This window comes from Marinomonas fungiae (genome assembly GCF_001418205.1).
Lineage (GTDB): Bacteria > Pseudomonadota > Gammaproteobacteria > Pseudomonadales > Marinomonadaceae > Marinomonas > Marinomonas fungiae.
Window position 1 is genome coordinate 69,102 of record NZ_LIQF01000010.1, and the last position, 24,669, is coordinate 93,770.

23 protein-coding genes and 1 tRNA gene are annotated in these 24,669 nt (G+C 46.1%); 3 read left to right on the top strand and 21 right to left on the bottom strand.

Annotated features, from left to right (window positions below):
- Positions 1–266: 266 nt before the first annotated feature.
- From ASC49_RS14390 to ASC49_RS14445, 12 genes are all read right to left on the bottom strand, one after another.
- The gene (locus ASC49_RS14390) at positions 267–1,880 is read right to left on the bottom strand and encodes a TRAP transporter large permease (RefSeq protein WP_055463944.1); all 1,614 of its coding nucleotides are present in this window, start codon (positions 1,878–1,880) and stop codon (positions 267–269) included.
- 17 nt (positions 1,881–1,897) lie between these two features.
- Positions 1,898–2,575 (bottom strand): TRAP transporter small permease, encoded by a 678-nt coding sequence (locus ASC49_RS14395; RefSeq protein ID WP_055463945.1) that lies wholly within the window; start codon positions 2,573–2,575, stop codon positions 1,898–1,900.
- 140 nt (positions 2,576–2,715) lie between these two features.
- Entirely contained in the window at positions 2,716–3,708 is a 993-nt protein-coding gene (locus tag ASC49_RS14400; protein ID WP_055463946.1) for a TRAP transporter substrate-binding protein, read from the bottom strand.
- A gap of 241 nt (positions 3,709–3,949) precedes the next feature.
- A complete protein-coding gene (locus ASC49_RS14405) occupies positions 3,950–5,962 on the bottom strand; it encodes a GNAT family N-acetyltransferase (RefSeq protein ID WP_055463947.1) in 2,013 nt (670 codons plus the stop codon).
- Positions 5,963–6,089: 127 nt separating this feature from the next.
- Positions 6,090–8,051: a methyl-accepting chemotaxis protein gene (locus ASC49_RS14410; protein ID WP_055463948.1), complete on the bottom strand. Its 1,962-nt coding sequence runs from the start codon at positions 8,049–8,051 to the stop codon at positions 6,090–6,092.
- 260 nt (positions 8,052–8,311) lie between these two features.
- The gene (prpD, locus tag ASC49_RS14415; RefSeq protein WP_055463949.1) at positions 8,312–9,796 is read right to left on the bottom strand and encodes a 2-methylcitrate dehydratase; all 1,485 of its coding nucleotides are present in this window, start codon (positions 9,794–9,796) and stop codon (positions 8,312–8,314) included.
- Between the two features lie 354 nt (positions 9,797–10,150).
- A complete protein-coding gene (gene prpC / locus ASC49_RS14420) occupies positions 10,151–11,278 on the bottom strand; it encodes a bifunctional 2-methylcitrate synthase/citrate synthase (protein ID WP_055463950.1) in 1,128 nt (375 codons plus the stop codon).
- Positions 11,279–11,492: 214 nt separating this feature from the next.
- Entirely contained in the window at positions 11,493–12,374 is an 882-nt protein-coding gene (gene prpB, locus ASC49_RS14425; RefSeq protein ID WP_055463951.1) for a methylisocitrate lyase, read from the bottom strand.
- A gap of 27 nt (positions 12,375–12,401) precedes the next feature.
- The gene (locus ASC49_RS14430; RefSeq protein ID WP_245624730.1) at positions 12,402–13,103 is read right to left on the bottom strand and encodes a GntR family transcriptional regulator; all 702 of its coding nucleotides are present in this window, start codon (positions 13,101–13,103) and stop codon (positions 12,402–12,404) included.
- Positions 13,104–13,247: 144 nt separating this feature from the next.
- The gene (locus tag ASC49_RS14435) at positions 13,248–13,961 is read right to left on the bottom strand and encodes an SDR family NAD(P)-dependent oxidoreductase (protein ID WP_055463953.1); all 714 of its coding nucleotides are present in this window, start codon (positions 13,959–13,961) and stop codon (positions 13,248–13,250) included.
- A gap of 63 nt (positions 13,962–14,024) precedes the next feature.
- Positions 14,025–14,429: a thiol-disulfide oxidoreductase DCC family protein gene (locus tag ASC49_RS14440; protein ID WP_055463954.1), complete on the bottom strand. Its 405-nt coding sequence runs from the start codon at positions 14,427–14,429 to the stop codon at positions 14,025–14,027.
- 9 nt (positions 14,430–14,438) lie between these two features.
- On the bottom strand, positions 14,439–14,885 hold the full coding sequence (locus ASC49_RS14445; RefSeq protein WP_055463955.1) for a DUF3429 domain-containing protein: 447 nt from the start codon (positions 14,883–14,885) through the stop codon (positions 14,439–14,441).
- A gap of 219 nt (positions 14,886–15,104) precedes the next feature.
- Between ASC49_RS14445 and ASC49_RS14450 the strand changes: the two genes are divergently transcribed.
- A complete protein-coding gene (locus ASC49_RS14450) occupies positions 15,105–16,481 on the top strand; it encodes a glycine--tRNA ligase (RefSeq protein ID WP_055463956.1) in 1,377 nt (458 codons plus the stop codon).
- A gap of 62 nt (positions 16,482–16,543) precedes the next feature.
- Here ASC49_RS14450 and ASC49_RS14455 read toward each other — a convergent pair whose 3' ends face one another.
- Positions 16,544–16,930: a rhodanese-like domain-containing protein gene (locus ASC49_RS14455; protein WP_055463957.1), complete on the bottom strand. Its 387-nt coding sequence runs from the start codon at positions 16,928–16,930 to the stop codon at positions 16,544–16,546.
- Positions 16,931–16,942: 12 nt separating this feature from the next.
- On the bottom strand, positions 16,943–17,902 hold the full coding sequence (locus ASC49_RS14460; protein ID WP_245624731.1) for an alpha/beta hydrolase: 960 nt from the start codon (positions 17,900–17,902) through the stop codon (positions 16,943–16,945).
- Between the two features lie 63 nt (positions 17,903–17,965).
- On the opposite strand from ASC49_RS14460, the gene nfsA reads away from it, so the two are divergent.
- Positions 17,966–18,703 carry an oxygen-insensitive NADPH nitroreductase gene (gene nfsA / locus ASC49_RS14465; protein WP_055463958.1) on the top strand — a complete coding sequence of 246 codons (738 nt, stop codon included), beginning with the start codon at positions 17,966–17,968 and terminating at the stop codon, positions 18,701–18,703.
- Between the two features lie 130 nt (positions 18,704–18,833).
- A tRNA-Ile gene (locus tag ASC49_RS14470) sits at positions 18,834–18,910 on the top strand.
- 672 nt (positions 18,911–19,582) lie between these two features.
- Here the strand turns inward: ASC49_RS14470 and ASC49_RS14475 are convergent.
- The 7 genes from ASC49_RS14475 to ASC49_RS14500 all read right to left on the bottom strand — a co-directional run bounded on the left by ASC49_RS14475 (position 19,583) and on the right by ASC49_RS14500 (position 24,557).
- Complete coding sequence (locus tag ASC49_RS14475) at positions 19,583–19,825, bottom strand: hypothetical protein (RefSeq protein ID WP_055463959.1); 243 nt, start codon at positions 19,823–19,825, stop codon at positions 19,583–19,585.
- A 249-nt stretch (positions 19,826–20,074) separates the two neighbouring features.
- Entirely contained in the window at positions 20,075–21,418 is a 1,344-nt protein-coding gene (locus ASC49_RS14480) for an AAA family ATPase (RefSeq protein ID WP_055463960.1), read from the bottom strand.
- Complete coding sequence (locus tag ASC49_RS19910) at positions 21,409–21,585, bottom strand: hypothetical protein (protein WP_162265217.1); 177 nt, start codon at positions 21,583–21,585, stop codon at positions 21,409–21,411. Before ASC49_RS19910 ends, ASC49_RS14480 begins: the two co-directional genes overlap by 10 nt.
- Before the next feature lie 74 nt (positions 21,586–21,659).
- The gene (locus ASC49_RS14485) at positions 21,660–22,118 is read right to left on the bottom strand and encodes a hypothetical protein (protein WP_055463961.1); all 459 of its coding nucleotides are present in this window, start codon (positions 22,116–22,118) and stop codon (positions 21,660–21,662) included.
- The gene (locus ASC49_RS14490) at positions 22,115–22,303 is read right to left on the bottom strand and encodes a helix-turn-helix domain-containing protein (protein ID WP_055463962.1); all 189 of its coding nucleotides are present in this window, start codon (positions 22,301–22,303) and stop codon (positions 22,115–22,117) included. Before ASC49_RS14490 ends, ASC49_RS14485 begins: the two co-directional genes overlap by 4 nt.
- A gap of 86 nt (positions 22,304–22,389) precedes the next feature.
- A complete protein-coding gene (locus ASC49_RS14495) occupies positions 22,390–23,229 on the bottom strand; it encodes a hypothetical protein (protein WP_055463963.1) in 840 nt (279 codons plus the stop codon).
- Complete coding sequence (locus tag ASC49_RS14500; RefSeq protein ID WP_072242127.1) at positions 23,229–24,557, bottom strand: tyrosine-type recombinase/integrase; 1,329 nt, start codon at positions 24,555–24,557, stop codon at positions 23,229–23,231. The genes ASC49_RS14495 and ASC49_RS14500 overlap by 1 nt, the downstream gene beginning before the upstream one ends.
- Positions 24,558–24,669 lie beyond the last annotated feature (112 nt).

The following is a 24,669-nucleotide window of genomic DNA, read 5'->3' on the forward strand; positions in this document are numbered from 1 at the left end:
AGGGACTAAGGGACTAAGGGACTAAGGGACTAAGGTAGTTGGGCTTTATAATCACGCTAGACTCGAGTGCATGAGAAAAATTAGCTCTTGTAAGAGGGCTGCTCTATTCCTATTACACCAAAGCACATCGCGATGCTAAACATAATGCGACCGATGATAACAGTGTGTAGTGCATCAAATGTATAAGGAGCGCTATGAACATAGCGGTCAAAAAAAAGCGCCCCTAGGGGCGCTTAAGCATGACAACAGCTAGTGTCATAAAAGGATTATTGAACGATCTCTGGTCCCATGATTGCGTACGGTAGCGCAGTCGATAGTGCAGGGATGTAAGTTACTAGGATCAAGAACACAAATAGTACCGCAACAAATGGCATGGCTGCTTTTACCACGCGTGCCAAGCTCATACCTGTGATCCCGGAGGTCACGAATAGGTTTAAACCTATCGGTGGCGTAATCATACCGATCTCCATGTTCACCACCATGATGATACCTAAGTGAATTGGATCCACACCCAGCTCCATCGCGATAGGGAAGACCACTGGCGCAACGATGACTAGCAGGCCTGATGGCTCCATAAACTGACCACCGATCAACAGTAGAACGTTTACCGCGATGAGGAAGGTAAACCAGTTAAAACCAACCCCTAACATCCATTCAGTGATCGCTTGTGGAATACGCTCTGCAGACAGTGTGTGGGCGAACAGTAGCGCGTTAGCGATGATGAACATCAGCATAATGGTGGTCTTAGTACCTTCCAACATAGTCTTACGAGTTTCATCACCAAACAGAGCAGGGAAGAAACCGCGTGCCATCATTGAGAAGTTGCGGCCCCAAATTGGCATACCTTGAGCGATGCAGCAGACAATGCTGTCGTCTAGTTTCGCGCCACGTTTAGAAACGTAGAACAAGGCTAAAATAGCAGACAGTACAAGACCAATCAGAGCACGTGTTCCCGCTGTCACCGTTTCGCTACCAGAGAAAGCGAAGAACGACATGATTTCCCACACTAGGAAGAATGACACACCGTATACCGTACCGTTAAAGCCGACGCGCGCCGCTGGCGCATCGCTATCATTGGTCCATGTTTGGCCTTTTAGTGGTCCCATATCACGGTACACGAACAGCGCGATGAACATAGAGTACACGGCTGCTACCACAGCAGCTTCGGTTGGCGTGAAAGCACCACCGTAGATACCGCCCATGATGATCACGATTAGGAATAGCCCCCAGCCTGCATCCTTACCGCCGCGGATCAGGTTACCAAAACCTTTCCACTCTTCCGCTGGAAGGTTTTTAATACGAGCGACAACATAGATCGCCAGCATTAACATACCGCCGGCCATTAAACCTGGAATAACACCTGCCAAGAACATACGGCCTACGGATACATCGGTTGCCGCGGCGTAAACTACCATTACGATAGAGGGCGGGATCAAGATACCCAAAGTACCTGCGTTAGCGATGATGCCTGAGGCGAACTCTTTTGAGTAACCCACTTGGCGCATACCCGCAATGGCAATCGTACCGATCGCTACAACCGTTGCAGGTGATGAACCAGATAGGGCTGCGAACATCATACATGCCAAAACAGAAGCCATGGCTAGACCACCACGGAAGTGACCTACGGATGCAATGGCAAAGTTAATCAAACGCTTTGCCACACCACCGGTCGACATAAATGACGACGCCAAGATAAAGAATGGAATCGCTAACAAGGTGTAGTGCTGGCCTGCACCAAATAACGAAATTGCCACCGATGACAAAGAGTCATGGGAGAAAAAGGTGATAAATAAGATGGACGATAAGCCCAAAGAAATACCAACTGGTAGCCCGATAAAGAGCAGAGTCAGTACCAATCCGAATAAAATTAATGCTTCCACGATACGCTCCTAACCAATTAGTCTTTTAATGCGCCTTTGTTCTCTTCAACAAGCTCTTGCGCTTCGTGACCACTGATCAACATTTCACGCTTGCCTGTTGCGATGGCCCAAAAGGCTTGTAGAGAACGATAAGACAATAACGCCAAACTGATTGGCAGAATCACCAGTACTAACCAACGGTGTACACGCGGTTTGAGGTCAAATATTTCAATCATGAAAGCTGGGTAGCGAAGTTCCTCTTGACCAAGGCCAATGCGCCACATTTTGTACCAGTACTCAATGGCTCCGCCTTTAACGTCAATACCGAGCAATGCTACCCATGTAGAGTCTAGTAGGATTAGACCGTATAAAAAGGCGCAGGCAGCACCTATTAGTGAAAGCACTTTTGCTGTGCCTTTAGGAACTGCATTGAGGAGAATATCCACCCCAAGGTGCCCACCTGTTTTAATACCGTAGCTCATACCGAGTAGGATCAGCCATGAGAACATCACGGTATTGAACTCAAGTGCAGCTACCCAACCTGTGTTAAAGGCATAGCGAGCAATCACCTGGCCGAATGAAACAACCATGATTGAAGAAATAACAAGAATCAGTAGGTTTTCTTCCAATCGTTCCATGAATTTTGGAAAACGCTTTTCTAAAACCCATAGGGCTAGAATAAATATTAGTAAGTATAAATGGGGCCAGTATGCCATGGGGGACTCCTAAACATCGAAATGCAGCGTAAAAAGGCCTTTCACACCAATTCTCACGGGTGTGTCAAAGCAATGTGAAAGGCTCGAAAGGGCTAGCTCCTAGCAAAAGGAGCTAGCATTGCTGCTCGGGTGTGTAGTGCTTACGCACCAGCGGCTGCGTCGATCAGGTCTTTACCGATATCATCCTCGAACTGACTCCAAACAGGTTTCATGGTTTCAACCCACTCAGCGCGTTGTTCTGGTGTTAGGGTAATGATCTTACCGCCTGCTTTTAGGATGTTTTCACGGTTAGCGGCTTCAGCTTGCTTTACAGACTCGTTGGCTTCTTGCGTAACTTCGTCAGCGATTGCCAAGAATTGCGCACGGTCTTCATCGCTTAGGCTTTCTAGGAACTCAGAAGAGGTCATAAACAAGTAGGCTAGCAACTGATGGTTAGTCTCAGTGATGCTGTCTTGTACTTCGTAGAATTTCTTAGTGTAAATGTTAGACCAAGTGTTTTCCTGTCCATCTACTACACCCGTCTGTAGTGCGCCGTAAACTTCTGAGAAAGCCATTGCTTGCGGAGAAGCGCCCATCGCTGCGATCATTTGTTTTGCAACATCAGAGGTTTGGACACGGAATTTTAGGCCTTTGGCATCACTAGGAACGACCAGAGGCTTGTTGGCAGAGAAATACTTCATACCAGACATCCAGTAACCTAGACCTACGAAACCAGCGTAGTCGTCCATTTCAGTAAGCAGGTCTTTACCTTCAGGTGTTTTGGTAAAGCGGATAGCAGCATCCATATCTTTAAAGATAAATGGTAGATCGAATACGCCGTATTTCGGAGTGTAAGAACCGAATTTGGATAGGGAAGGAGCCAGTAGTTGTACGTCACCTAGTAGAAGCGCTTCAAGCTCTTTGGAATCACCAAACAATGTCGAGTTAGGAAATACTTCGATACATAGTTTGCCATTCATTTCCTTATTTACGCGCTCGGCAAAGTTGTTCGCTGCAACCACTTTCGGGTGAGTTGTACCACCTGTTACGTGACTAAATTTTACAACGCGCTCGCCAGAATCACAGTTAGCTGAAGCGGTTGTTGCAGTGAATGCTAATGCAGCAGTCGTTAGTGCAAGGCTGATTTTTTTCATGTGTATGACTCCAAATTTGAGTATTTATTATTGTTAGCTTGGTCATGACCAAGCAGGCAACGCAATTTGGTTGTTGCTGTCCGTACTTATTACACAATCCGTGCCAATTCTTTGAAAAATATTTAAGTGTATGATTTTAAGATATTTTTTATTTTTTGTAGTTTTTGTAAGTAATGTTTGAATTGAAAGCGTAAGCGGTATTCCGCCAACTATCTAAAAGTAATGGGTGGAAATTCACCCATTATTTTATCTGTATTAGAGCGTCTGAGATCAGCTGTTTAAGATGTTGATAAAATGCTTTTTTTCCACTTAGGCCTAATGATTGAGCGGATTGCTCACTGACTAGATTTAAGCCACAACCCAGTAATAGCAAGTCTTTGGAGCAATTTAATCGGAACGATTGGTGAGCTAATCGCTCCATTGTTAGGCGTAAAAGTTGAGCTCGGATGGCGTCGTAGGGGCGGTGATGTTCACAAAAATAGGTCAAATCCGATACATCTTTTGCTGTTAATTTGGGAATGTGTGGGTTTTCCCCCATCGTAAAGGTATGGCTGATTGCAACCATCAAGTCTGCTGGCAAATCACGCAGATGCAGCGGCAAGGTGGTAATCCAATTTTCAGCAAAGCAAACTGACCATTGTTGTCCAAGGGACTTGCTGAGGTCGTTTAAGCCTTTGAGCATCATTAATGAGTAAGCACCGCTGGCTTGGTCCTGTGCCGTGCCTAGGCGTACTGAGATAAAGTTATTTTGTTGCCAAAAGTTCACCACGTCAGCGGTGGCAGCGAAGCTGGTGCAGAGAAAATCGGCTTTTTTCGAAGTGGCAACATGCTCAATACTTCCCAGTAGTTGGCTACCGAGACCTTGACGCTGGTACTTTGGGGCAATGGCGATACGACTGACACGCCAGTATTGATAACGTCCGGCATTGGCAATCCCTTCGTGCGCGAGCAATGACTGCGGCAGTAGGTGACCACGTGGGCGACGACGCCCTTGCATGACCTCTAAAGCAAGCTCATCAGGAAGCTTGCCTTCTATACTCACCAGTGCGACGCCGACTAGCGTCTGTTCTTGGTATTGGCAAAAGGTGATAACGCTCGGATCGTCGACCAGCCAACGCTTATTTTCGGGTGTGGTTTGATAGTGGGCGTTCACTAATAAAGCAAAGGCTTGATCCAAAAGCGTAGGATGCTGTAGCCATTGAGCGCCTGTCACATAGCTTGGGCATTGATCCAGGCGGCATTCAGTTTGGTAGTCTTGGTACAAAAGCTGGTCCAACCAACGCTCCAATGGGTCATTTTCCCCCCAGCGCAACGGTTCTAGCAAATGATGCTCTTGGCAGCTTCGTTGCTCAGACTTAAATTGCTGTCGAAAGCGGATACCAAAACCACGTCCAGAGCCTTCGTAGCCATAATCAGTACTGCTAAAAACGACGCAACGAGCTTTATTTAACATGGCATCTAGCATCGGCAGAGGAATGCTGGCGGCTTCATCGACTACTAATAAGTCATACGACTGTTCGTTTTGCAGTAATGCGTCGGGGGCAAAGAAGGGGACACAACTAAGGCTCAGCTCTTGATAGTGCTCCGCTAAGGTACTGAGGTTAAAAGTGCTGGATGCCGTACAGGCGCATTGTAAACCTTGCTCTTGCGCTTGGTAGATCAGCTCCGCCAGAGCAAAGGATTTTCCACGTCCTCTCGGGGCTAGCAATATATGTGAGCTTTTGAGATCACCTAACACCTGCTTAACAAACAGCTGCTGAGGGGCGGTTAATCCTGTTTGAGTGGCCTGATAAGGCCACACTGTACTTGGCCAAGTTTCGCTAAAAGGTGACTGCTCGGCGTGAAGCGCCTGCCAGAAAAACGCTTTATAAGTACTTTGAATCTGATGACTTTCCAATGGCCATGGGATAAAACGCGCCAATTCTAAGTCTTCTTGAGCCAGCCAAGCGTCGCCAAGGTGCAAGACAAGTAAGCCGCCACCTCGTAACGTGCCAGCGAGAATTGAAAGCGCAGACAAGTGTAGACCTGCGGATAAGTCCAACAGAATAGCATCATAGCTATTGCCCAGCTGCCGCTGTAAAGCATTGAAATTAATTTGCTGGATAGCGTTGCAAGAGGTAATGCACTCTGGACTGTGCGTGACCAGCAGGCACTTATCAAGCCCCGTGCAGAGTGCACTAAAGCGCTGCAATGCCTCTTCTAGAGTCGAGTAGCTGAGAACGCACTGGCGTTGAGAAGTGGGCTGAGCAGACATACTGATTCCTGATATTCATGCAAAGAAGCCTACACAATGTAGACCTCTCTGCATGATACCTAGGTTCTGGCTAGGGACAAGTTGAAAGCCCTTGATCTATATACAAATCAAGAGGCTAGCAGTGTACCTATAAACTAAAACGAATCAGATTTTGTCTAAGCTCTTCTGCTAAACGATTGATTCGCTGACTTTCTTTGAGGGAGTTCTGAGCCTCTGAGAAAGTCTGGTTGGCAATGCCGTGAAGTTCTTCCGCATTACCTCGAATTTGTGTTGCGGTTACGCTTTGCTCCTCGGTCGAGGCTGCTACATTGGCAATACCCTGTGCGACGGCGCCCATAGACTTTGTGATACCGCTTAACAAGCTACCTGCAAAAGTTGCTTGTTCGACACAGTTTGCGACTTGGTCGCGGCCTTGTTGCATAGTATTCACTGCGACACGGCTGCCTGACTGGAGCCGTTCTACTACTTGCTTAATTTCTTCGGTAGATTGTTGAGTACGCTGTGCCAGCACTCGTACTTCATCAGCCACGACGGCAAAGCCTCGTCCCTGTTCGCCAGCTCTAGCCGCTTCAATAGCAGCATTCAGGGCAAGAAGATTGGTTTGCTCAGCGATTTCATTAATAACATTTACCACGCTACCAATGTTTTCCGTACTTAATTCTACTTCTTGAATGGTTTTGGCCGCATTCTCAAATGAGGTGGAAAGGTTGGCAACCGTTTGTTCGACCCTTTGCGTCGCTTGATAACCCTGCTCTGTTGCGGCGTTTACTGAAACGGTTTCTTCCGAAACATCGGTAGAGCTATGGGCTACTTCCTCAATGGATGCAGACATCTGTTCCACTGCCGCTGCGACTTGAGCACATGAGTTAGAGCCGATAGTAGCGCTGGAGATAAGCAGCTCGTTGGAAGAGGTAATGTTCTGTGCGGAGGTATGTAATTGATGACTGCTTGATTGTACGGCTTTAATTAATTCAATCAGACCGTCACGCATACTTTGTACGGATAACTGCAACTTGTGGGTTTCATTGTGGCTGATTGGGCTAACGGTATCTTTAAAACGGTAACTTAGTTTTCCTTCACCGATTTCTTTAACACCTTGAGTGATGTCTCGTAAAGGTTGTAGTGACGAGCGAATGTAGAACCAAAGAATGATGGCTAAGGTAATGGCCGCAGCCGCACAAATTCCCATAATGAAGAATAGAATTGCCATGATTTCTTCATCGTATTCTGCTGAGTAGGTTTTGATCGCGACGACCCAATCAAAACCTTCAACTTTATGGAAAATGACTTTTGATTCTTCTGCTGCGCTGTCTTGTCCCGCTACTTGAATGGTGTAATTTGCGACTCCGGTTTGACTTTGGTACATAGACTCAAAAGCAGGGCGTGCACTCGGAAACAGTTCAAACACATTCTTACTTAAAACCGCTTCACTTGGATGAGCAATCAGCTTACCTTTATTAACACCGTTATCTACAACGTAGATGTAACCACGCTTACCAATGGTTATATTATTTAGATTGTCGCGAATGTCTTGCAAAATGAAGTTTAAAGGCACGGCAATCATAAAGACTAACTCTGACTGTGTGGATAGTGATTGCACATGCACCATATAGTCCTGTTCGCCCAGAGTCAGCTTGCCAGAAAAGACGTTTCTTGAAAGCTTAAGGTTGCCCTGTAGCTCATTAGACGTTGATGCAATGACTTGATAGCCATCAGTTGTAGGCTTCATTAGTACAATATCTGCCTGCACATTACTTTTAATTCTATTTAGCTCGGATGTTGCTTTAGAAAGAGACGTGCCCCCCCATAGCCATGAGTCCCCTTGCTTTTCAATGGCCAGTCCTAGTTCGCTATTGACGTAGTTAGAAGAGTGATCCAGAGACCTGTTGATATTTTGATACTGACTCTCAAGTTCATGAGCAACCAGTTTAATTTCCGTCAGTTGGTGGTCGGTGACCACTTCTGCGATCTGCTTCTGGAACAGAAAATCAATGGCTGCAATCAATACGAGAAAGATAACTATGATGGCCAATAGAGCCCCTGTGGCAAGCTGGGCAGGCAGGGACAATAAGCGAAAGCGAGTAAGCATACGAGGGTGAGTCCTTTGATAAAACGAGTCCGGTTTTATTTGTTATTGCGGAAGTTTATATACAGAAGAAGGGGGGTCTACCACAAGCAAGGTGTAATCTTGCTTACATATACTTACGAAATGTTACGTTTCAGATGGGCTTTCTTATTAAACCATTGATGGCTAAGGTTTATTAGGTTGTTCTGAAGATTTTTTTTAGATTAATGTTAAAAACTAAAATGACACCGATTTGATATAGATCAAATCGGTGTCATGGAGGCTTAAATTACAAACAAGTCCATAAACTTATGAACGGCTGTTTTTTCTAGTTCAGATTGGTTCTTACATAGTTCAAAAATATAGTGGCTACGAGCCGATGGGAAACGCGTTGCCAAGTTGGCTTTGAATTTCTTCTCTAATAATGGAATACCTTCTTCACGGCGACGGCGGTGACCAATTGGGTATTCTACAACCACTTCCTCAGTAGAAGAGCCATCTTTGAAGAACACTTGAATCGCATTGGCAATAGAGCGTTTGTCCGCTTCAAGGTATTCACGGGTGAAGCGTTCGTCTTCGACAATCTCCATTTTTTCGCGTAGCTCATCAATGATTGGATTGGTCGCATGGAAGTCATCTTCGTAATGCTCTGCGACCAAGTTGCCAAACGCTAACGGCACTGCAGCCATGTATTGTAGACAGTGATCACGGTCGGCGGCATTCGCCAATGGGCCAACTTTAGAGATGATACGAATGGCCGATTCGTGAGTGCGGATGACAATCTTCTCGATTTGATCCAAACGATCCTTCACCTTCGGATGCAATGTTACCGCCGCTTCTGCGGCGGTTTGGGCATGGAACTCCGCTGGGAACGAGATTTTAAACAGTACGTTTTCCATTACGTAAGTGCTGTAGTCTTGGGTAAACTTGAATTCACGATCCTCAGGTGATTTGAGTTGTTGATCTTTGTTTGTCTTAGAGAAAGACACATCGTAGAAGCCCCACTGTGGTGCCGTTAACACACCAGGAATACCCATTTCACCACGCAAAGACATATCGGCTAAACGTACTGCTCGAGACGTGGCATCGCCCGCCGCCCAAGATTTACGTGAGCCCGCATTTGGCGCATGACGGTAAGTACGAAGCGCTGAACCATCGACCCAAGCTTGGGAAATGGCCGCCATGATTTGCTCACGATTCCCCCCCATCATTTTTGCAACCACCGCAGAGGACGCGACTCGAACCAATAGCACGTGGCATAGACCTACTCGGTTGAAAGAGTTTTCTAGCGCGATCACACCTTGGATCTCGTGCGCCATGACCATACCTTCTAGCACTTCGCGCATGGTCAATGGTGACTCACCACGCGAAACACGTACTTGAGATAGGTGATCCGCTACCGCCAAAATACCGCCTAAGTTATCCGATGGATGGCCCCATTCTGCTGCCAACCAGGTATCGTTATAATCCAACCAACGAATGATACAACCAATGTCCCAAGCGGCTTTCACTGGATCCAGCGCAAACGACGTACCCGGTACGCGCGCACCATTTGGTACCACTGTGCCTTGCACCATAGGACCAAGGTGCTTAGTACATTCTGGGAAGCGCAGTGCTAACAGGCCGCAACCTAGTGTGTCCATCAAACAGTTACGGGCAGTATCTAGCGCCTCTTGGCTTTCAATCTTGAAGTTTAAAACATAATCCGCGATATCTTGGATCACCTGATCGTATTCAGGGCGGTTATTTAAATCGACATTTGCACTCATGGTGGTTCCTCTGATTCTTTTGGCTCTTTCCATCGGTGAGAGGCATCAATGTGACTTTCAAACACTCTTAAACACGCGCCATGGATGGCGCAAGAGGGCGCTTTATCAGAGACGATTATGCGCCCGGTGTAGCGTGTTGAAAGGCCTCTTACACTAGGTTTTGTTGTCTATGTCTCGGTGCTTAGCCTTTTCCTCGCTTGGATGGGGCGTCCTGCCCCAACGCGCTTGCGCGTCATCCTGACGCTAGGAAAAGGCATAAGCCCCTTGTCTGCTAATTCTGTTGAGCTTCGAGCTTGATGCTTTTACGCCGGTCGGATGGGGCGTCTTGCAAAAGCATGCAATCTCTCGTTCTAATTAGTCTCGATCTGCAATATCCACCCAAGTGGCTTTCTCAGGGCCAATGTAGTCGGCGCTTGGGCGAATGATGCGGTTATTGGCACGTTGCTCCATCACATGAGACGCCCAACCTGTGACCCGTGAACATACGAAGATTGGGGTAAACAATTTGGTTGGAATGCCCATAAAACGGTAGGCGCTGGCGTGGAAGAAATCGGCGTTACAGAACAGCTTCTTTTCACGCCACATAACTTCTTCGCAGCGCTCGGAAACGGCATACAGTTGGGTATCCCCCACTTCTTCAGACAGTTTCTTTGACCACTTTTTAATGATGTCATTACGAGGGTCGCGCTCACGGTAAATGGCGTGGCCAAAGCCCATGATTTTCTCTTTATTAGCCAGCATTCCCATGATTGCACTTTCTGCTTCATCTGGTGTTTGCCAAGGCTCAATCATATCCATCGCCGCTTCGTTGGCACCACCGTGCAGCGGGCCGCGAAGGCTACCGATGCCCCCAGTAATGCATGAATGCATGTCGGACAGAGTGGAGGCACAAACACGTGCGGTAAACGTTGAAGCGTTGAATTCGTGTTCAGCATAGAGAATCAGCGATGCATTCATCACTTTCTCATGCAGAGGGTTAGGCGTATCACTGTGCAGCATGGCTAAGAAATGGCCGGCTAGGCTGCTTACCGACGGGTTGAGTGTATCGATGCGTACTCCGTCATGGCTGAAGCGGTACCAATACAAAATGATCGCAGGCAAAGTCGCTAATAGGCGATCGGCTACATCTTGTTGCTGACTAAAGTCGGTCTCGGTTTCAAGGTTACCTAGAAATGAGCAGCCAGTGCGCATCACGTCCATTGGGTGAGCATCTTTTGGGATCAGCTCCAAGACGGATTTCAAAGGTTGCGGCAGCTCGCGTAGCTTCATCAGCTTGGTTTTATAATGATCAAGCTCTGCTTGGTTTGGCAGTTTGCCGTATAGAAGTAGGTAGGCCACTTCTTCAAAGCAGGCTTTGTCTGCTAACTCTTCGATATCGTAGCCACGGTAGGTCAGGCCGGAGCCCGTTTTACCGACGGTACATAGAGCGGTTTCCCCTGCGCTTTGGCCGCGAAGACCTGCGCCTGATAGTTCTTTAGCCATTACTTATCTCCATTTTTATTTTTCGAGACGTTGGTAAAGCTACTGCGCTTGCCAATACTTTTTTAAAAACAGACTCAAAATGCTCATTTATAGTTATAAACTCTGCTTTTTCGTCTGTTTTTGCCTCGTCTTAGCTTCGCTCATGACGCTTTGCCTTTGTCTCTTTAGCGAGAGATTTGATTACTACTGTGAATCTCAGATGATCTTTAAAGTGTTATTTGTCCTTGGAAAAAAGCGCGTCGAGCTTTTGTTCGTAATCGTGGTAATTCAAGAAATCGTACAAATCCATACGGGTTTGCATGGTATCGACCACATTGCGTTGGTGGCCGTCATTTAATAGGTGTTGGTAAACATTCAGTGCGGCTTGGTTCATAGCGCGGAAGGCGCTTAAAGGGTAGAGCACAAGGTCGACGCCTGCGCTGGCTAGTTCTTCACGGCTAAACAGCGGGGTGGCGCCAAACTCAGTAATGTTGGCAAGTACTGGTACTTTCACAGCGTCCACAAATTCACGATATTGCTCAAGCGTCAGCATGGCTTCTGGGAAGATCATGTCAGCTCCAGCCTCAACACAGGCGACGGCGCGTTCGATCGCTGAGTCCATACCTTCAACCGCTAACGCGTCGGTACGTGCCATAATGACGAAATTGTCATCTTGACGTGCATCGACGCAGGCTTTAATGCGGTCGACCATTTCCGCTTGGCTGACAATCGCTTTATTGGGGCGATGGCCGCAGCGTTTTTGTTGTACTTGGTCCTCGATGTGTACGGCAGCTGCCCCCGCTTTTTCCATCTGCTGGATTGTGCGTGCGATATTGAATGCGCCACCAAAACCAGTATCGATATCTACTAATAAAGGTAATTGACTGGCAGCGGTGATGCGACGAACATCCTCTAGAACATCATTGAGATCGGTCATGCCCAAATCGGGGAGTCCGTATGAAGCGTTGGCAACACCGCCGCCAGATAGGTAAATGGCATGATGTCCAGTTTGCTCAGCCATCATGGCGCAATAAGCGTTGACGGTGCCAACGACTTGTAGCGGTGAATGGTCTTTTATCGCTTGGCGAAAACGTGCGCCGGGTGATGCTAACGTCATATGGTCCTCACTTCTCATTTCTATTGGCTAAGGTTGGCCAGTGTTACCCTGAGAGATGCTGTTTTGTAGCATCGCTTTCTTCAAAAGATTCGCCGCGCGACTGATGTGGCGACGCATTAATAATTCTGCTAGATCGCCTTCTCGGTTGGCGACGGCATCTAAAATCGCTTTATGCTCACGCAGTGCCTGACGTGGGTCAGGGCGGGAGTCCGCTGTGTAACGGCGATACATTCTGATCGTGGCATATAAATCTTGGGTGAGCGCCCGAATCAGTTTTTTGTTTTGACTGGCTTGAATGATGCGTAAATGGAAGTCTTCGTTGCCATATTGGCTCACATAGTGCTCATCTTGGTTGGCATCTAAGTGGGCTTGGTGATCGTCTAGCAGTTTATAAAGCTCATTCACTTCTTCTTCGCTGATCAATTCAGCAGCTAAACGAGCCGCCATGCCTTCCATTGCTTCACGTAAGGTGTAGATGTCTAATAGGTCTTCAATGTTAAGCTCGATCACGCGGGCACCAACATTGGCAGTGCGGGTAATCAAACCTAAGGCTTCAAGTTTCACAAGGGCTTCGCGCAATGGCCCGCGGGAAACACCATAGCGCTTAGCCAGCTCAGGCTCTGAGATTTTGCTGCCGAGTGGTAAAACACCTTCAACGATCTCCGCTGTTAAGCGTTGTGTTAAGTCGTCGGTTAGGGTGGCAGATTTGATTTGAGTAACCTTGTCCAAGCTCATGTCCTACTTCGTTGTCTACAATGAAACCATTTATAGGGTGAAAATGAGTATAGATCAAGGAGGATTGTCGACAATTCGACTTAGGTCTTAGTTTAAAAAATATTTTCTAAGGATGTATTGTCGACAATCTTTAGTGTCCTACCAGGAGATGGGCTGATGATTCCAGTCCATGTAACTGGCTTTACCATCTATTTCTAAAGCGTCTAATAGGCTTAATAGCTGGGCCGCCACAAACTCGGGCGAGAACAGTTTGCCTTCAGGGACCGAACCTTGAAAAGGCTCAGATAATGGAGTGTCTGTAGTTCCTGGGTGGAAGGCTAGCAATTTGATATTTTTGGCTCGTCGAGCCAGTTCCACAGAAAAGGTCTGAACCATCATGTTTAGTGCCGCCTTAGATGCTCGGTAGCTGTACCAACCACCCAGCTGGTTGTCGCTGATGCTGCCAATGCGAGCGCTGAAGAGTACCACTTTACAAGGCTCTGTACTTTTAAGGTGAGGTGTGAGGTATTTAAGCCAAAGAGAAGGGATGACAGTATTTGCTTCAAATACTTTGCGCATATTTTCAGCGCTAATTGCTTCTATCTTACGTTCAGGCTGTAACTCGCCCTGATGCAAAATGCCTTGGCAGATAAATGTGAATGCCACGGGGTAGTTAAGTTTGAGGCCAGAGCACAGTTGCTCGATACAGGCTTCTGTGTATTCACAGTTAAAAGACGTTACCTTTTCATTGGAAAAGGTCTGCTGACGACTGATGGCTATGATTTGTTGGCAGTCTGGGGCTTCGATTAATTGCTCTATAATCGCTTGGGCAATTTTACTGCCAGCACCAACAACAATGGCTGTGTAAGGCATTTTATTCTCCTTCTACGTTATTATGAGTACGTAGAAAGGACGTTGCTTGGATTGCTGATTTGTTTACTTCAAATCATGGGGCGGGCAAACATCTTTTTCACAAGCATCACAACGTTTCTGACCCGTTAGCCAAAACGAAATTTTATGGCGGTGCTTGGCAAACAACAGATAACCTCGATCAGCAAACCAACGAATCACTGGCCAGCGTAATAAGGTTAGCCATTTGTGTTTCCCAACCGCTTGCCAAACTGCCACATTGGCGTCCAATCCTGTTAATAACTGTCCATTATGGTCAATCGCGTGGAGCAAACGGTCAGCCGCTTGCTTGTCGATTTGTGGGTAAAGGGTGTCGAATACCTCACTATGAATGTCGACCAGCTTCAAACGCTGCTCGGTATTGTAGCGTTGTAGCATCGCAATCTCTTTCATGCACAGTGGGCAATGACCATCATAGAACAGAGTAACCATGATTCATCCTTAGAATCTAGGGTAGAGCATTAATAAATGCAGCGCACATACCAGCGTCGTTAGTATGAAACGCAAGTTTGGATAAAAGCTTTGATCTGGGCGAATTTGTTTGAGCCAGCGGACTTCTAACCAAAAAATACTGATATAGCCACACAAGAGCAACAATAGGGACATATGGGGTTGTTGAATCAACAAGCCACACCAAGCCGAGATTGCCACCAAGTTACTACCGATCAACAGTGCCTTTCCCTTGGCTTGGAAAGGCTGTTCTAGGACCTGCCCCCAAATGGCACCACTTAAAAAGCTTAAAATGATAGCGCTGTAAGCTACGAAAACGGATTGGGCGAGAAAGCCATGCCCATAGAAATCGAAGTGGAAAGTTAGTGTGCTGGCGAGAAATGGCAGCAGTCCAAGAGCCCCTAACACTTTAATAAGCGAGCGCGATGAATTACGCATGAAATATGTCCAAAAGTAAAAATGGTTTACAAGAATTACGTATTATCTAACAGATTGGATCTTAAGGCATGTGAAGCGCATCACATTTAACGAATTTTACTCAAGTTATTCGGGCCATTGAGTCGATCATTGCCACGGAGTACAATGTCGAACTTATTTTATCGGCTACGCCGTTGCGCGCCAGCCGTTCCTAAATTAACAAATTAAGGTGTGTTGAAAATGCCAGCTAAAACGATGGATGAACTCGTTTCCCTGTGTAAACGTCGTGGATTTATTTTCCAAGGCAGTGAGATTTACGGTGGTATGCAAGGTGCGTACGACTACGGTCCATTAGGTATTGAGCTAAAAAACAACCTTAAAGCGGCATGGTGGCGCGCTATGGTCTACGAGCGTGATGACGTAGAAGGCCTAGACGCTGCAATCATCCAGAACAAATACGTGTACAAATACTCTGGTCACGAAGATACATTCACTGACCCAATGGTGGACTGTCACGAATGTAAATCACGTATGCGTGCTGACCACATGAAAGACATTAAAGTTTGTGATAACTGTGGCTCGACGAATGTGACTGAGCCTCGTGATTTCAACTTGATGTTCAAGACTAACGTTGGCCCAATGGTGAACGAAGAGTCTTACACCTACCTACGCCCAGAAACGGCACAGGGTATTTTTACCAACTTTAAAAACGTTGTGGATTCTACTTCGCGTGCTTTGCCATTTGGTATCGCGCAAATTGGTAAATCGTTCCGTAATGAAATCACACCACGTAACTTCATTTTCCGTGTACGTGAATTTGAACAAATGGAGCTGGAATTCTTCTGTAAGCCTGGCGAAGACGAAAAGTGGCACCAAACGTGGGTTGAATTGCGTACACAATGGTGGCTGGACCAAGGTCTTGGCAAAGAAAACATGGAATTTGAACATGTCACTGGCGATGATCTTGCGCACTACTCAAAGGCAACTGTGGATATCTTGTACAAGTTTCCACATGGTTTTGAAGAGTTAGAAGGGGTTGCAAACCGTACTGACTACGATCTTGGCTCACACACTAAAGCACAAGAAGAATTCGGTCTGTCGGCCAAAGTTAAGAAGAATGAACACTCTACGACTAAACTAGCGGTGCGTGATCTTGAAGAAAACAAGATGATAGTTCCATTCTGTATCGAGCCTTCTGCAGGTCTAGATCGTGGTGTACTTGCAGTTCTTACAGAAGCCTACACAGAAGAAGAGTTGGAAAACGGTACCAGCCGTACAGTTCTTAAACTTAAGCCACACCTAGCGCCAATCAAGGTTGCAGTATTGCCACTTAAGAAGAACAAGCCTGAAATCGTAGATGCCGCAAAAGCGATTAAGAACCGTCTACAAAAACTGGGTCTTGGTCGTATTCTTTATGAGAACACTGGTAACGTAGGTAAAGGCTACCGTCGCCATGACGAAGTAGGCACACCGATTTGTATCACCGTTGACTTTGATACTATTGAACAAGAAGGTGCGCCAGTAACCGTGCGTCACCGTGACACCATGGAACAAGAAGTGGTGAACACGGCGGATCTACCAAGCTTTATCTTGAATTACTTTGTAAACCAGAACTAAGATTTAGTTTACCAAACGCAAAAAAAACCGATGCTACGGCATCGGTTTTTTTTATGCTGTTGCTATGGCTCTGAAGCTTGCATTTCCTCTAAGCCACCACCGTTGTACACATTTACAAAGCCCATGTCGTATAGCTCACGTTTAGCATGTGATGCACGGCTACCACTGCGGCAGTAGACCACGATGGGAGTGTTACGGTCGATTGGATTGGCGGATTTGGATAATGTGCTAAGTGGCATATTGATCGCATTTTTAAGGTGCCCCGCCTTAAATTCTTGCGCGGTGCGTACATCGATCAACATGGCGCCTTTGCTAATTTCTTGCCAAGCCATATCTGAGCGCTTCGAGGCCATTGCTGCATTGATGCCAAAAACGCCAACAAGCAGTACAACAATAACCATAATGAAGATTTTAAAGGGGGTATTTGTATCGACTGATAAACGTTCCATTGTTGTTATCCTCTAAAGTTGTCGAGCAAAAAAATCCGTTATATCGCGTGTTACAGGTGCTTTATCTGGAATAAACCAAATCAGGTTTGAAACCATTTCCACATGTCCCATACTGGGATAAATTATGGTCTCTACTTGCCCTCCTTGTTGCTGAATTTTTTCGAACAAAAGACTGATATTACGTTGGCCTACTAAGTTATCTTGTGCTCCCCAAAGCAATAACATTGGCGGCTCATGACCCTCTATAAAAGTAGTGACTGTCATTTGCGGGTAGCGCTCAGGTGGACCGAAAATATCTTTTAAGTCTTCCTCTTCGGGAATGAAATCATAAGGACCTGATAGCCCTGCAAAGGCTTTGATCTGTTCCGTAGAGTGTCCGTGTTGCGCGAGATAGCGTTCGTCAGCACTCAACAAAGCGCCGATATGAGCCCCCGCGGAATGCCCCATAATCACTAACTGATTTGGATCTCCAAAATAGCTTGCAATGTTATCTAGTGTCCAAGCTACGGCCAGAGCGCCATCTTCTACAAACGCGGGAAAAATCACTTCTGGGTATTTCCGGTAGTCAGGAATGACAACAATGTATCCTTGATCCACAAAGGGCTTAGCCACGAATGGATACATCGCTTTGCTGCCGTCGCTCCAGCGTCCACCATAGAAAAATACTAACACTGGACGAGGCCGATCTCGTTTGTCTGAGGGTACGTAAATATCCAGTTTCTGCTGCGGATGTTTCCCATAGGCAATCCCTCGATGTCTTTCATGTGCATCGAGATGAGACGGCAAATTAGCAAGCTGGACACCTATTTGAGTGCAACCGGAACTTAGCAATGCAGCCACAGTGATGAGAGTCGATTTAATGTTTATAGGAAGTCCCTGACTTGTTTTTACAAAAAGGTTACGTATCGAATGAAAGATTGGATGACCACACAATGAAAAAAGATTTCCTTGAGTATTTTTTGCGTTAGGCATTGGTCAGCTTGATACACCTCTTCATAATCCTTCTACTAAATAGCGTATGACAAGGAGCCTAAGATGAATGCTGTATTAGAGCTATTAAAATCTCATCGATCGATTCGCAAGTTCACCGAACAGCCGTTGCCAAACGGCTTACTGGAAAAACTAATCGCTGCCGCACAGGGCGCTTCTTCAAGCAACCATGTGCAAGCCTATAGCATTATCCGTATCAGTGATCCGTGTAATCGCGCACAGTTGAAATCCCTATCAGGAGAGCAGGCCTATATTGAACAGGCGGCTGAATTCCTAGTGTTCTGTGCCGATATGAAACGTAATACTGAAGCCGCTGCACGGACCGGCATAGAGCCGACTATGGGCATGACTGAACAGCTATTGGTAGCGACCATTGATACCGCATTGGTGGCACAAAACCTTGCCGTCGCCGCCGAATCAGAAGGTTTAGGTATTGTCTACATTGGTGGCGTGCGTAATAACCCAGGGGCTATTAGCGAGCTATTAAAACTACCGAAACACGTCTACCCAGTATTTGGTATGTGTATTGGTTATGCGGACCAAGACCCTGAAGTGAAACCGCGTTTACCGCTAGCCACAGTGTTAAAACAGGACTACTACGATAATCAACATGACCCTGTGCTAGTGGACCAATACGACTCAGAAATGGAGCGTTATTATCAAGCGCGTACGGGAAGCAATAAAACCTCAAATTGGTCTCAAAGTATGGCTCCAATGTTCTCAGGCAAACTGCGCCCACATATGCGCGAATTCCTGATAAAACAAGGTTTTGAAATGAAGTAACGCTTAAAACTGAACAGTAAGAGCTGCTGCGCCTTTTTGTAAGCCTGTTAGCTGCTTGATTTCTCGACAGAAATTTGTGTTATTTTCTTGGCAAGCTGAAATTGTCTGGCTATAATGGGCGCCGTTTTAAGGCCCCATAGCTCAGTTGGTTAGAGCATCCGACTCATAATCGGCAGGTCCCCTGTTCAAGTCAGGGTGGGGCCACCATATAGAAAGGCGTAGCAGGTTAGTACCTACTACGCCTTTTTTGTTTTTGCTTTCGCGGACTAGCCCACGGACTAGTTTTTAAAGGATATTGGCCCGCCAATGACTCCCATAAAACTATGGTTTTCTCTTTAAGGTGTCCAAAATTCAACGCTTCCTTTTATAGCGTCCATAATCCTTTTGTTTAGGTGGCGCGAATTTCGGCAAGGGGACGTCTCAGTTTTGAGCTATCCAACACATTGACGGCTTTTTATGGTGTAAAGCCTAAGTCTGCTAGTCGGGCATTAGGAAAATTTATGTTAGCTTTTGACAGCGACGGTTTTACCACTAAACCAAGGTTTTATTAGGCATGGTTTTACTCGGCAAAGTGGTGAATGACACTTTCACCACTCATATTCACCACCGCTTTCATCAGCCTGCAACCCGCGCCAATAAAGACTTTCGGCCAATTTGGTGAATGATGAATTAAAAAACGCCAAAACTTTAGAACGCAACAGAATCACTACCTATACGCCTGCTCTCTCTATTTTTTATTTTATGTAAAAAGTCATTCATCAATTCACCAAAAACGGCTGTAACGTAGACATATCAAGGCTTACAGCTTGGTGAAAGTACCTTGATATTTAATTCACCACTCATTCACCATTCACCACCAGCCGAAAATAAAAAAAGGGGCTAATCTGCCCCTTTCAACTCCTGTGCTACGCCCCAAAGTCCGCTGTAGCCACTCCGCCGCAAGAACGCATAAAGAGTAGTTGGGTCAAATCGCCTACCATAGCCCGTCATAATGCCTTTTTCCGTTAATCGTTTGCAGACAAGCTTATAAGCTGGAGGCCAGCGCCAACGGCTCTCACTGTGAACCTCTGCAATGGTTTCAATGACTTTCTGGCGTAGTGCGTCTGTTTTTGGATAAGTCATTAATACAGCCCCCACGGTAGCGGTGGCATTTGGCTAACTCTCATATATACGAAAGTGATCATAAAATACGTGCTCAATATGATGCCTAGCATTAGGCCAATCGTCTTAAAAATTTCGTTGTCTTCAAACATGGTCTTCCCTCTGCCTTATACCTTATCTTTCTAAGAAAGAATAAGGTAAGGTAAGGCGTTTTTGGTTGGGCTTCTCTAAGAGAAACAAGGCTAAATAAGGTGATCTGTAAGGTATTCTCTAAGGCGCTTCGTTTAGCCTGATATACCCACCTTGCCGTTTGATTAGTCCACGGTTCTCTAACTTGCTCTCAAAAGCGTTGTAATTCTTGTCGGTGGTTAAGCGTTCAAAGTACACTTTTTGTTTGAAGTCATCGCGGCGCACTTCGTTTAATTGCTCGGTAAGCCCTTCGCTTTCCTGCTTTACTCTGGCGTCTACAATCATGCCCCTAAGGATCTCCATGGCTCTGGCTTGGTTCACTCCAAGACGCTTTGTTTGTGGGGCTTGTGGCTCTTGGTAGTCAGTTTCAACAAGTGCTGCGCTCCAAGTCGGCTGTCTATCCTCATCAAGCACACTCAGCTTTTGCGGCTCCAAAATAAATGATCGGGGCGGCGGCGTGTCTGAGTCTTTCATTTTGGTATTTTTGACAGTTGTCACTTTGCCGCTATCGCTTTCAGCAATAGAGCATTGATATTCAGTATCGACCGCACCTTTAAGCGCAGAGCTTCCCCGTGCGCCTTTGTCGCCATCTTTGCCGCTATGATGAACAATCATTACAGAGCAATTGAAATGGGCCTTAATCGCGTCTACGTGCGTTATAAAACGTCCCATATCTTCTTGGCTGTTCTCGTTGCCTTGGAAGTTACGCGCCAAAGTATCAATCAAAAATAATACGGGTGTTTCGCCTGACTCATCGACCATCATTTGTATAGCGCTCATGGTTTCTTGTACTGCTAATTGATCAGTTAAAATGGCGGCTCTATCCGATACATATAGTGGCGCGTTCTCCAAGTCTCTTTTGTTAAGTTGTTCCCATGCCGCCAATCGTCTAGCTATCCCGTTGAAGCCCTCACCAACGAGATAAAAAACTGCCCCCTGTTGTACTCGTTGCCCGTGCCACTCTTTCCCAGTTGCTATACAGGCCGCCCAATCAAGCGCCACAAATGATTTTCCGTTTGCTGGTGGGCCATAGATAACCGATAAGCTATCCGTTTCTAAATAGTCTTTAATTAGCCAGTCCGTAGGCTTTATGTCGGCCTTTTTGAAGCGCTTAAACATAATCGGTTTGCGCTGTATTGCCTGTGTGCTTGGCAGTTCTAGCGGGGCTTTTGTGTGCTCTAAATGCGGGTCGTTTGCCGCATCAAGCCCTTTTTCAATTGCTTGCTTAAGCAGAGGGGCGGCTTGCGCCACGTCTCCAAAATAAATAGGGTCGCCAGTACGGGGGATAATGGCTCCGCAATTGGCTTGTGGAAAATAAACAGCATCGCCGCCTTTTGCTGGTTCAAGTTCACCGCTCCCATTAAAAGTAGGGTAAACGGGCATTTTTCGGTTATTCGCAAACTCTTTGAAGGCACTCAATGACATTGGCTTACCCCCGCATGATCAATCATAAAGCTAAAGGTTGCCGCGCCTTCAAATTCGCCGTGGAAGTAATCAACGGTGAATGAGCTTTCCTTACCGTCATTGGAAATACGGTAATAGCCAGTGGTGGCGCTATTAGCGCCTAGAAATGTATGAAATTTGCCGTCCATTTTTATCTCGCCTAAAGAAGCCAATGTTTCAAGTGATGATCTTAGAAAGTGCGCTATTACTTCGTTGCTTATTTTCAATATTCGTCCCCCATCATTGAATCGTTTGCCGCTTCACCTAAGTTTTTGAAATAGGCGGCATTGGCTTCTAGCATTTCCGTATAGGCTTTCGGTACTCGGTTTCCTCCTAGTACGGCTTCCTTATGAGATGTGCGTTTGAGTTTTCTACGGGCTTCTAAACGTGCGGCGGCGTCCTGCTTTGCATCACCTGACAAATGTCGTGGATCAAGTTGTAAAACAGTGAATCGGCTATTTGGTTTTTTGATTGAATGAATTAGCCAGTAGCCGAAACGATCACCTCTTAGTTGCTGAAGTCCCCAGCGCCATGTCTCGCCTAATACCTTGGTTAACTCGTCACGTTCTAGTAATTGGCCGTCTGCCAGCATTTTAAGAACAACATAGGGCGCTTTGCCTTTGCTAGTTGGGATTGCCTCAAGTGGGGCTTCGGGAAATAGGTTAGTCAAGGTATCGGTCATGCTGATACCTCCCCATTTAGTAGTGCTTCCACTGCCTCAACAGACCAAAGCAAGCGGCCGTTTGGTAGTTTGGTTGGTTTAAGCCCGAAAACGTGACCATCTTTACATAGTTTGGTGCGGACAGTGTTTGGCTTGATGTGTAGCTTTTCAGCTAGTTGTTCTGTGGAAATAAAAGAATTTGTCATAACTATACCTCTGCGTTGGTTGGTATAGTTATGATCTGTACAAAGTCACGATAGCCGTGGTTGTTGTGCGATGTTGTTCTATTTAACTAGTTTTTAGCATCGGTTACCTTGTTTTTAAATCTGCCGAATGACATATGCTTTTCTATGCCATTATCATCATAATATCTACATGAAAGGTTACCTTTAGCGTTTGGCTCTTCTGTTGCCTCAAGCTCTCCAATAAATTTATCCCATAAATCCGTTGAGCTGTCATCTGGATGAAGCCTAACAAGTTCTGCAATTACATTTGTTGCAGTCTGATTTCTTGGTTTACTTGCCCGCTCCTTTTGTTTTGGTGAGTCGTATAGATAAACATCATATAGTTTAGTTAGCTGTCCAAACTCAACAGCCTGCTGTAGCCGCTCTTCAGGCGTTAAATTTTTGTGGTACATACCGTCAAGTGTCCAAAGGATTTGCCCAGCAATGGCTTCTAAACTGTCGTGCTGAAGTTTAAATAAGCTAGATAACGTGTGTCTGTTTATTTGATTCTTTAAGAGAACCACTCCATCTAGTGGCTTCTTTCCGCTAAGGTGAAATGCCATTGCGGTTGTTATCCATTGAGGGTGCTCTTCTAAAAGCTTTTTCTGATCATCAAGTGGCATCGTTGTATCTAGATCAAAATAACAGATGCTCATTCCTTCAATGATAAAAGCATCAGAAAGCATTTTTTGTGTTTTAGGCTGTTGTTTTATATGAGTTGATAGCGGAGTGCTCGATAAAAAAGCATTTAATCTTGCAAGGCAAAGAGACTTAGTTCTTTCGAGCTTTTGATCGAATGTACTAAAGTTTTCATTATGTGTTTTTACCCAATCTTTGATTTCATGGGCTTCGTAGTTAGTTATGGCTCGTTTGGAGTGTTTTTTACCAATAATTTTTGTTTTAGCCATCATGCTTCCTTAACAATCGTTAGTCGTTGGTCCATTTGTGTGGGCTGTACAATGCCTGCTTGCTCTAATATCCAAGCTTCAATGGCTGTGTGCCATTTTCTTAATAAATCTAATGGGCGTTGTTTGTAGTGCTTTTCAGCGGTGGCGCTTGGCTTGTGGCCCATGATCTGCGCAACGATACCCGCAGGAACCTCCACCCATTCGGATAAAGTAGAAAAGCTACGGCGTAGGCCGTGCAAAGTAAGCCCCTCAATACCTGCGGCTTTAAATGCTGGGTCTATGCTCTTACGTGGTTCGGTGAGTTTGCCTGTCTTACCTGTCGGGCTAGAAAATACCCACTCATTACGGCGGGGCAGTTGGTTAAGTAGGTTGGCAACGTATGGGGTCAGAGGAATAACACGGGTCCCATCTAGTCCGCCTTTGCTGTTGTTTTTGTCTCGGATGGTTAGGCCGTTCCATTGAAAGTCTACGTCAGACCATTTAAGCCCTGCGAGTTCTCCACGGCGCGCGCCAGTAAGTAAGAGTGTTTGAACAAATGCGGCTATCACTGGGTTTTGTATTTGGCGCACATACTTAAAAAAGCCTTCTAGCTGTTCTTTTTGTAGAACGTCATCACGGGCTTGGAGCCTAACCACGGTCTTTTTCACGGCTTTAGTGCGCAGGGCAGTAATATCAATTAGACCTGAGTAATCGTTCTGTTCTGATACCCAACTAAGGCAGGCAAATAAAAGGCGGTATGTTTGAGCGGCTACGCCTGCGCGGGTCTGATTCTCTTTATCTAGCCAGTTTTTAATCTTGGTTGCGGTCAGGTTGCCTAGTGAGACTTTGATTAGAGGGAATAAACAGCCTTGCTTGGTTACTCTGCCTTTACCCCTTGCCCAAGGTATGCCCGCAGGTTGAACAGCTTTTAGATGGTCGTTGTAGTGCTTTTCACCCCAGCCACTTTTATTTGCTTCGATGTATTCCGCCCAGACTTCGCCCAAGGTCACTTTGGCGCGTTTGATCTCTAGTTGCTCCTTGGCCGCATCGGCGCTTTTCTTCTGCTTAACCTGTATCGGGCTTTGGTGGTTGTGTGCTGCCTGCTTATACTTGGTTGCTTCCTTCCGTGCCTCTTCAATCGAGTAGGTATCTACTGGACCAATAACAGTCCTTTGTGACTTTCCATTTACCCAACCTTGGAAAATGTAGCTTTTCTTACCCGACGCATAAGCACGCAAGCCTAAGCCTTTTGTGTCAGTGTCCCATAGGTACGCTTCTTTCTTACCTTCTGGGCAAGTGAAGTCTCTAACCCTGCCAGCGGTGAAATTGACCTTATTAGCAATTGCCATCGTTAGTCCTTTGCGTTGTTGCGTGTCCCTGTCGCAAGGTGAATCGGGCAGGGGCAAAATCTCACGGACTAGTCCACGGACTAGAATTGCTTAAATATACATCAATTTATAT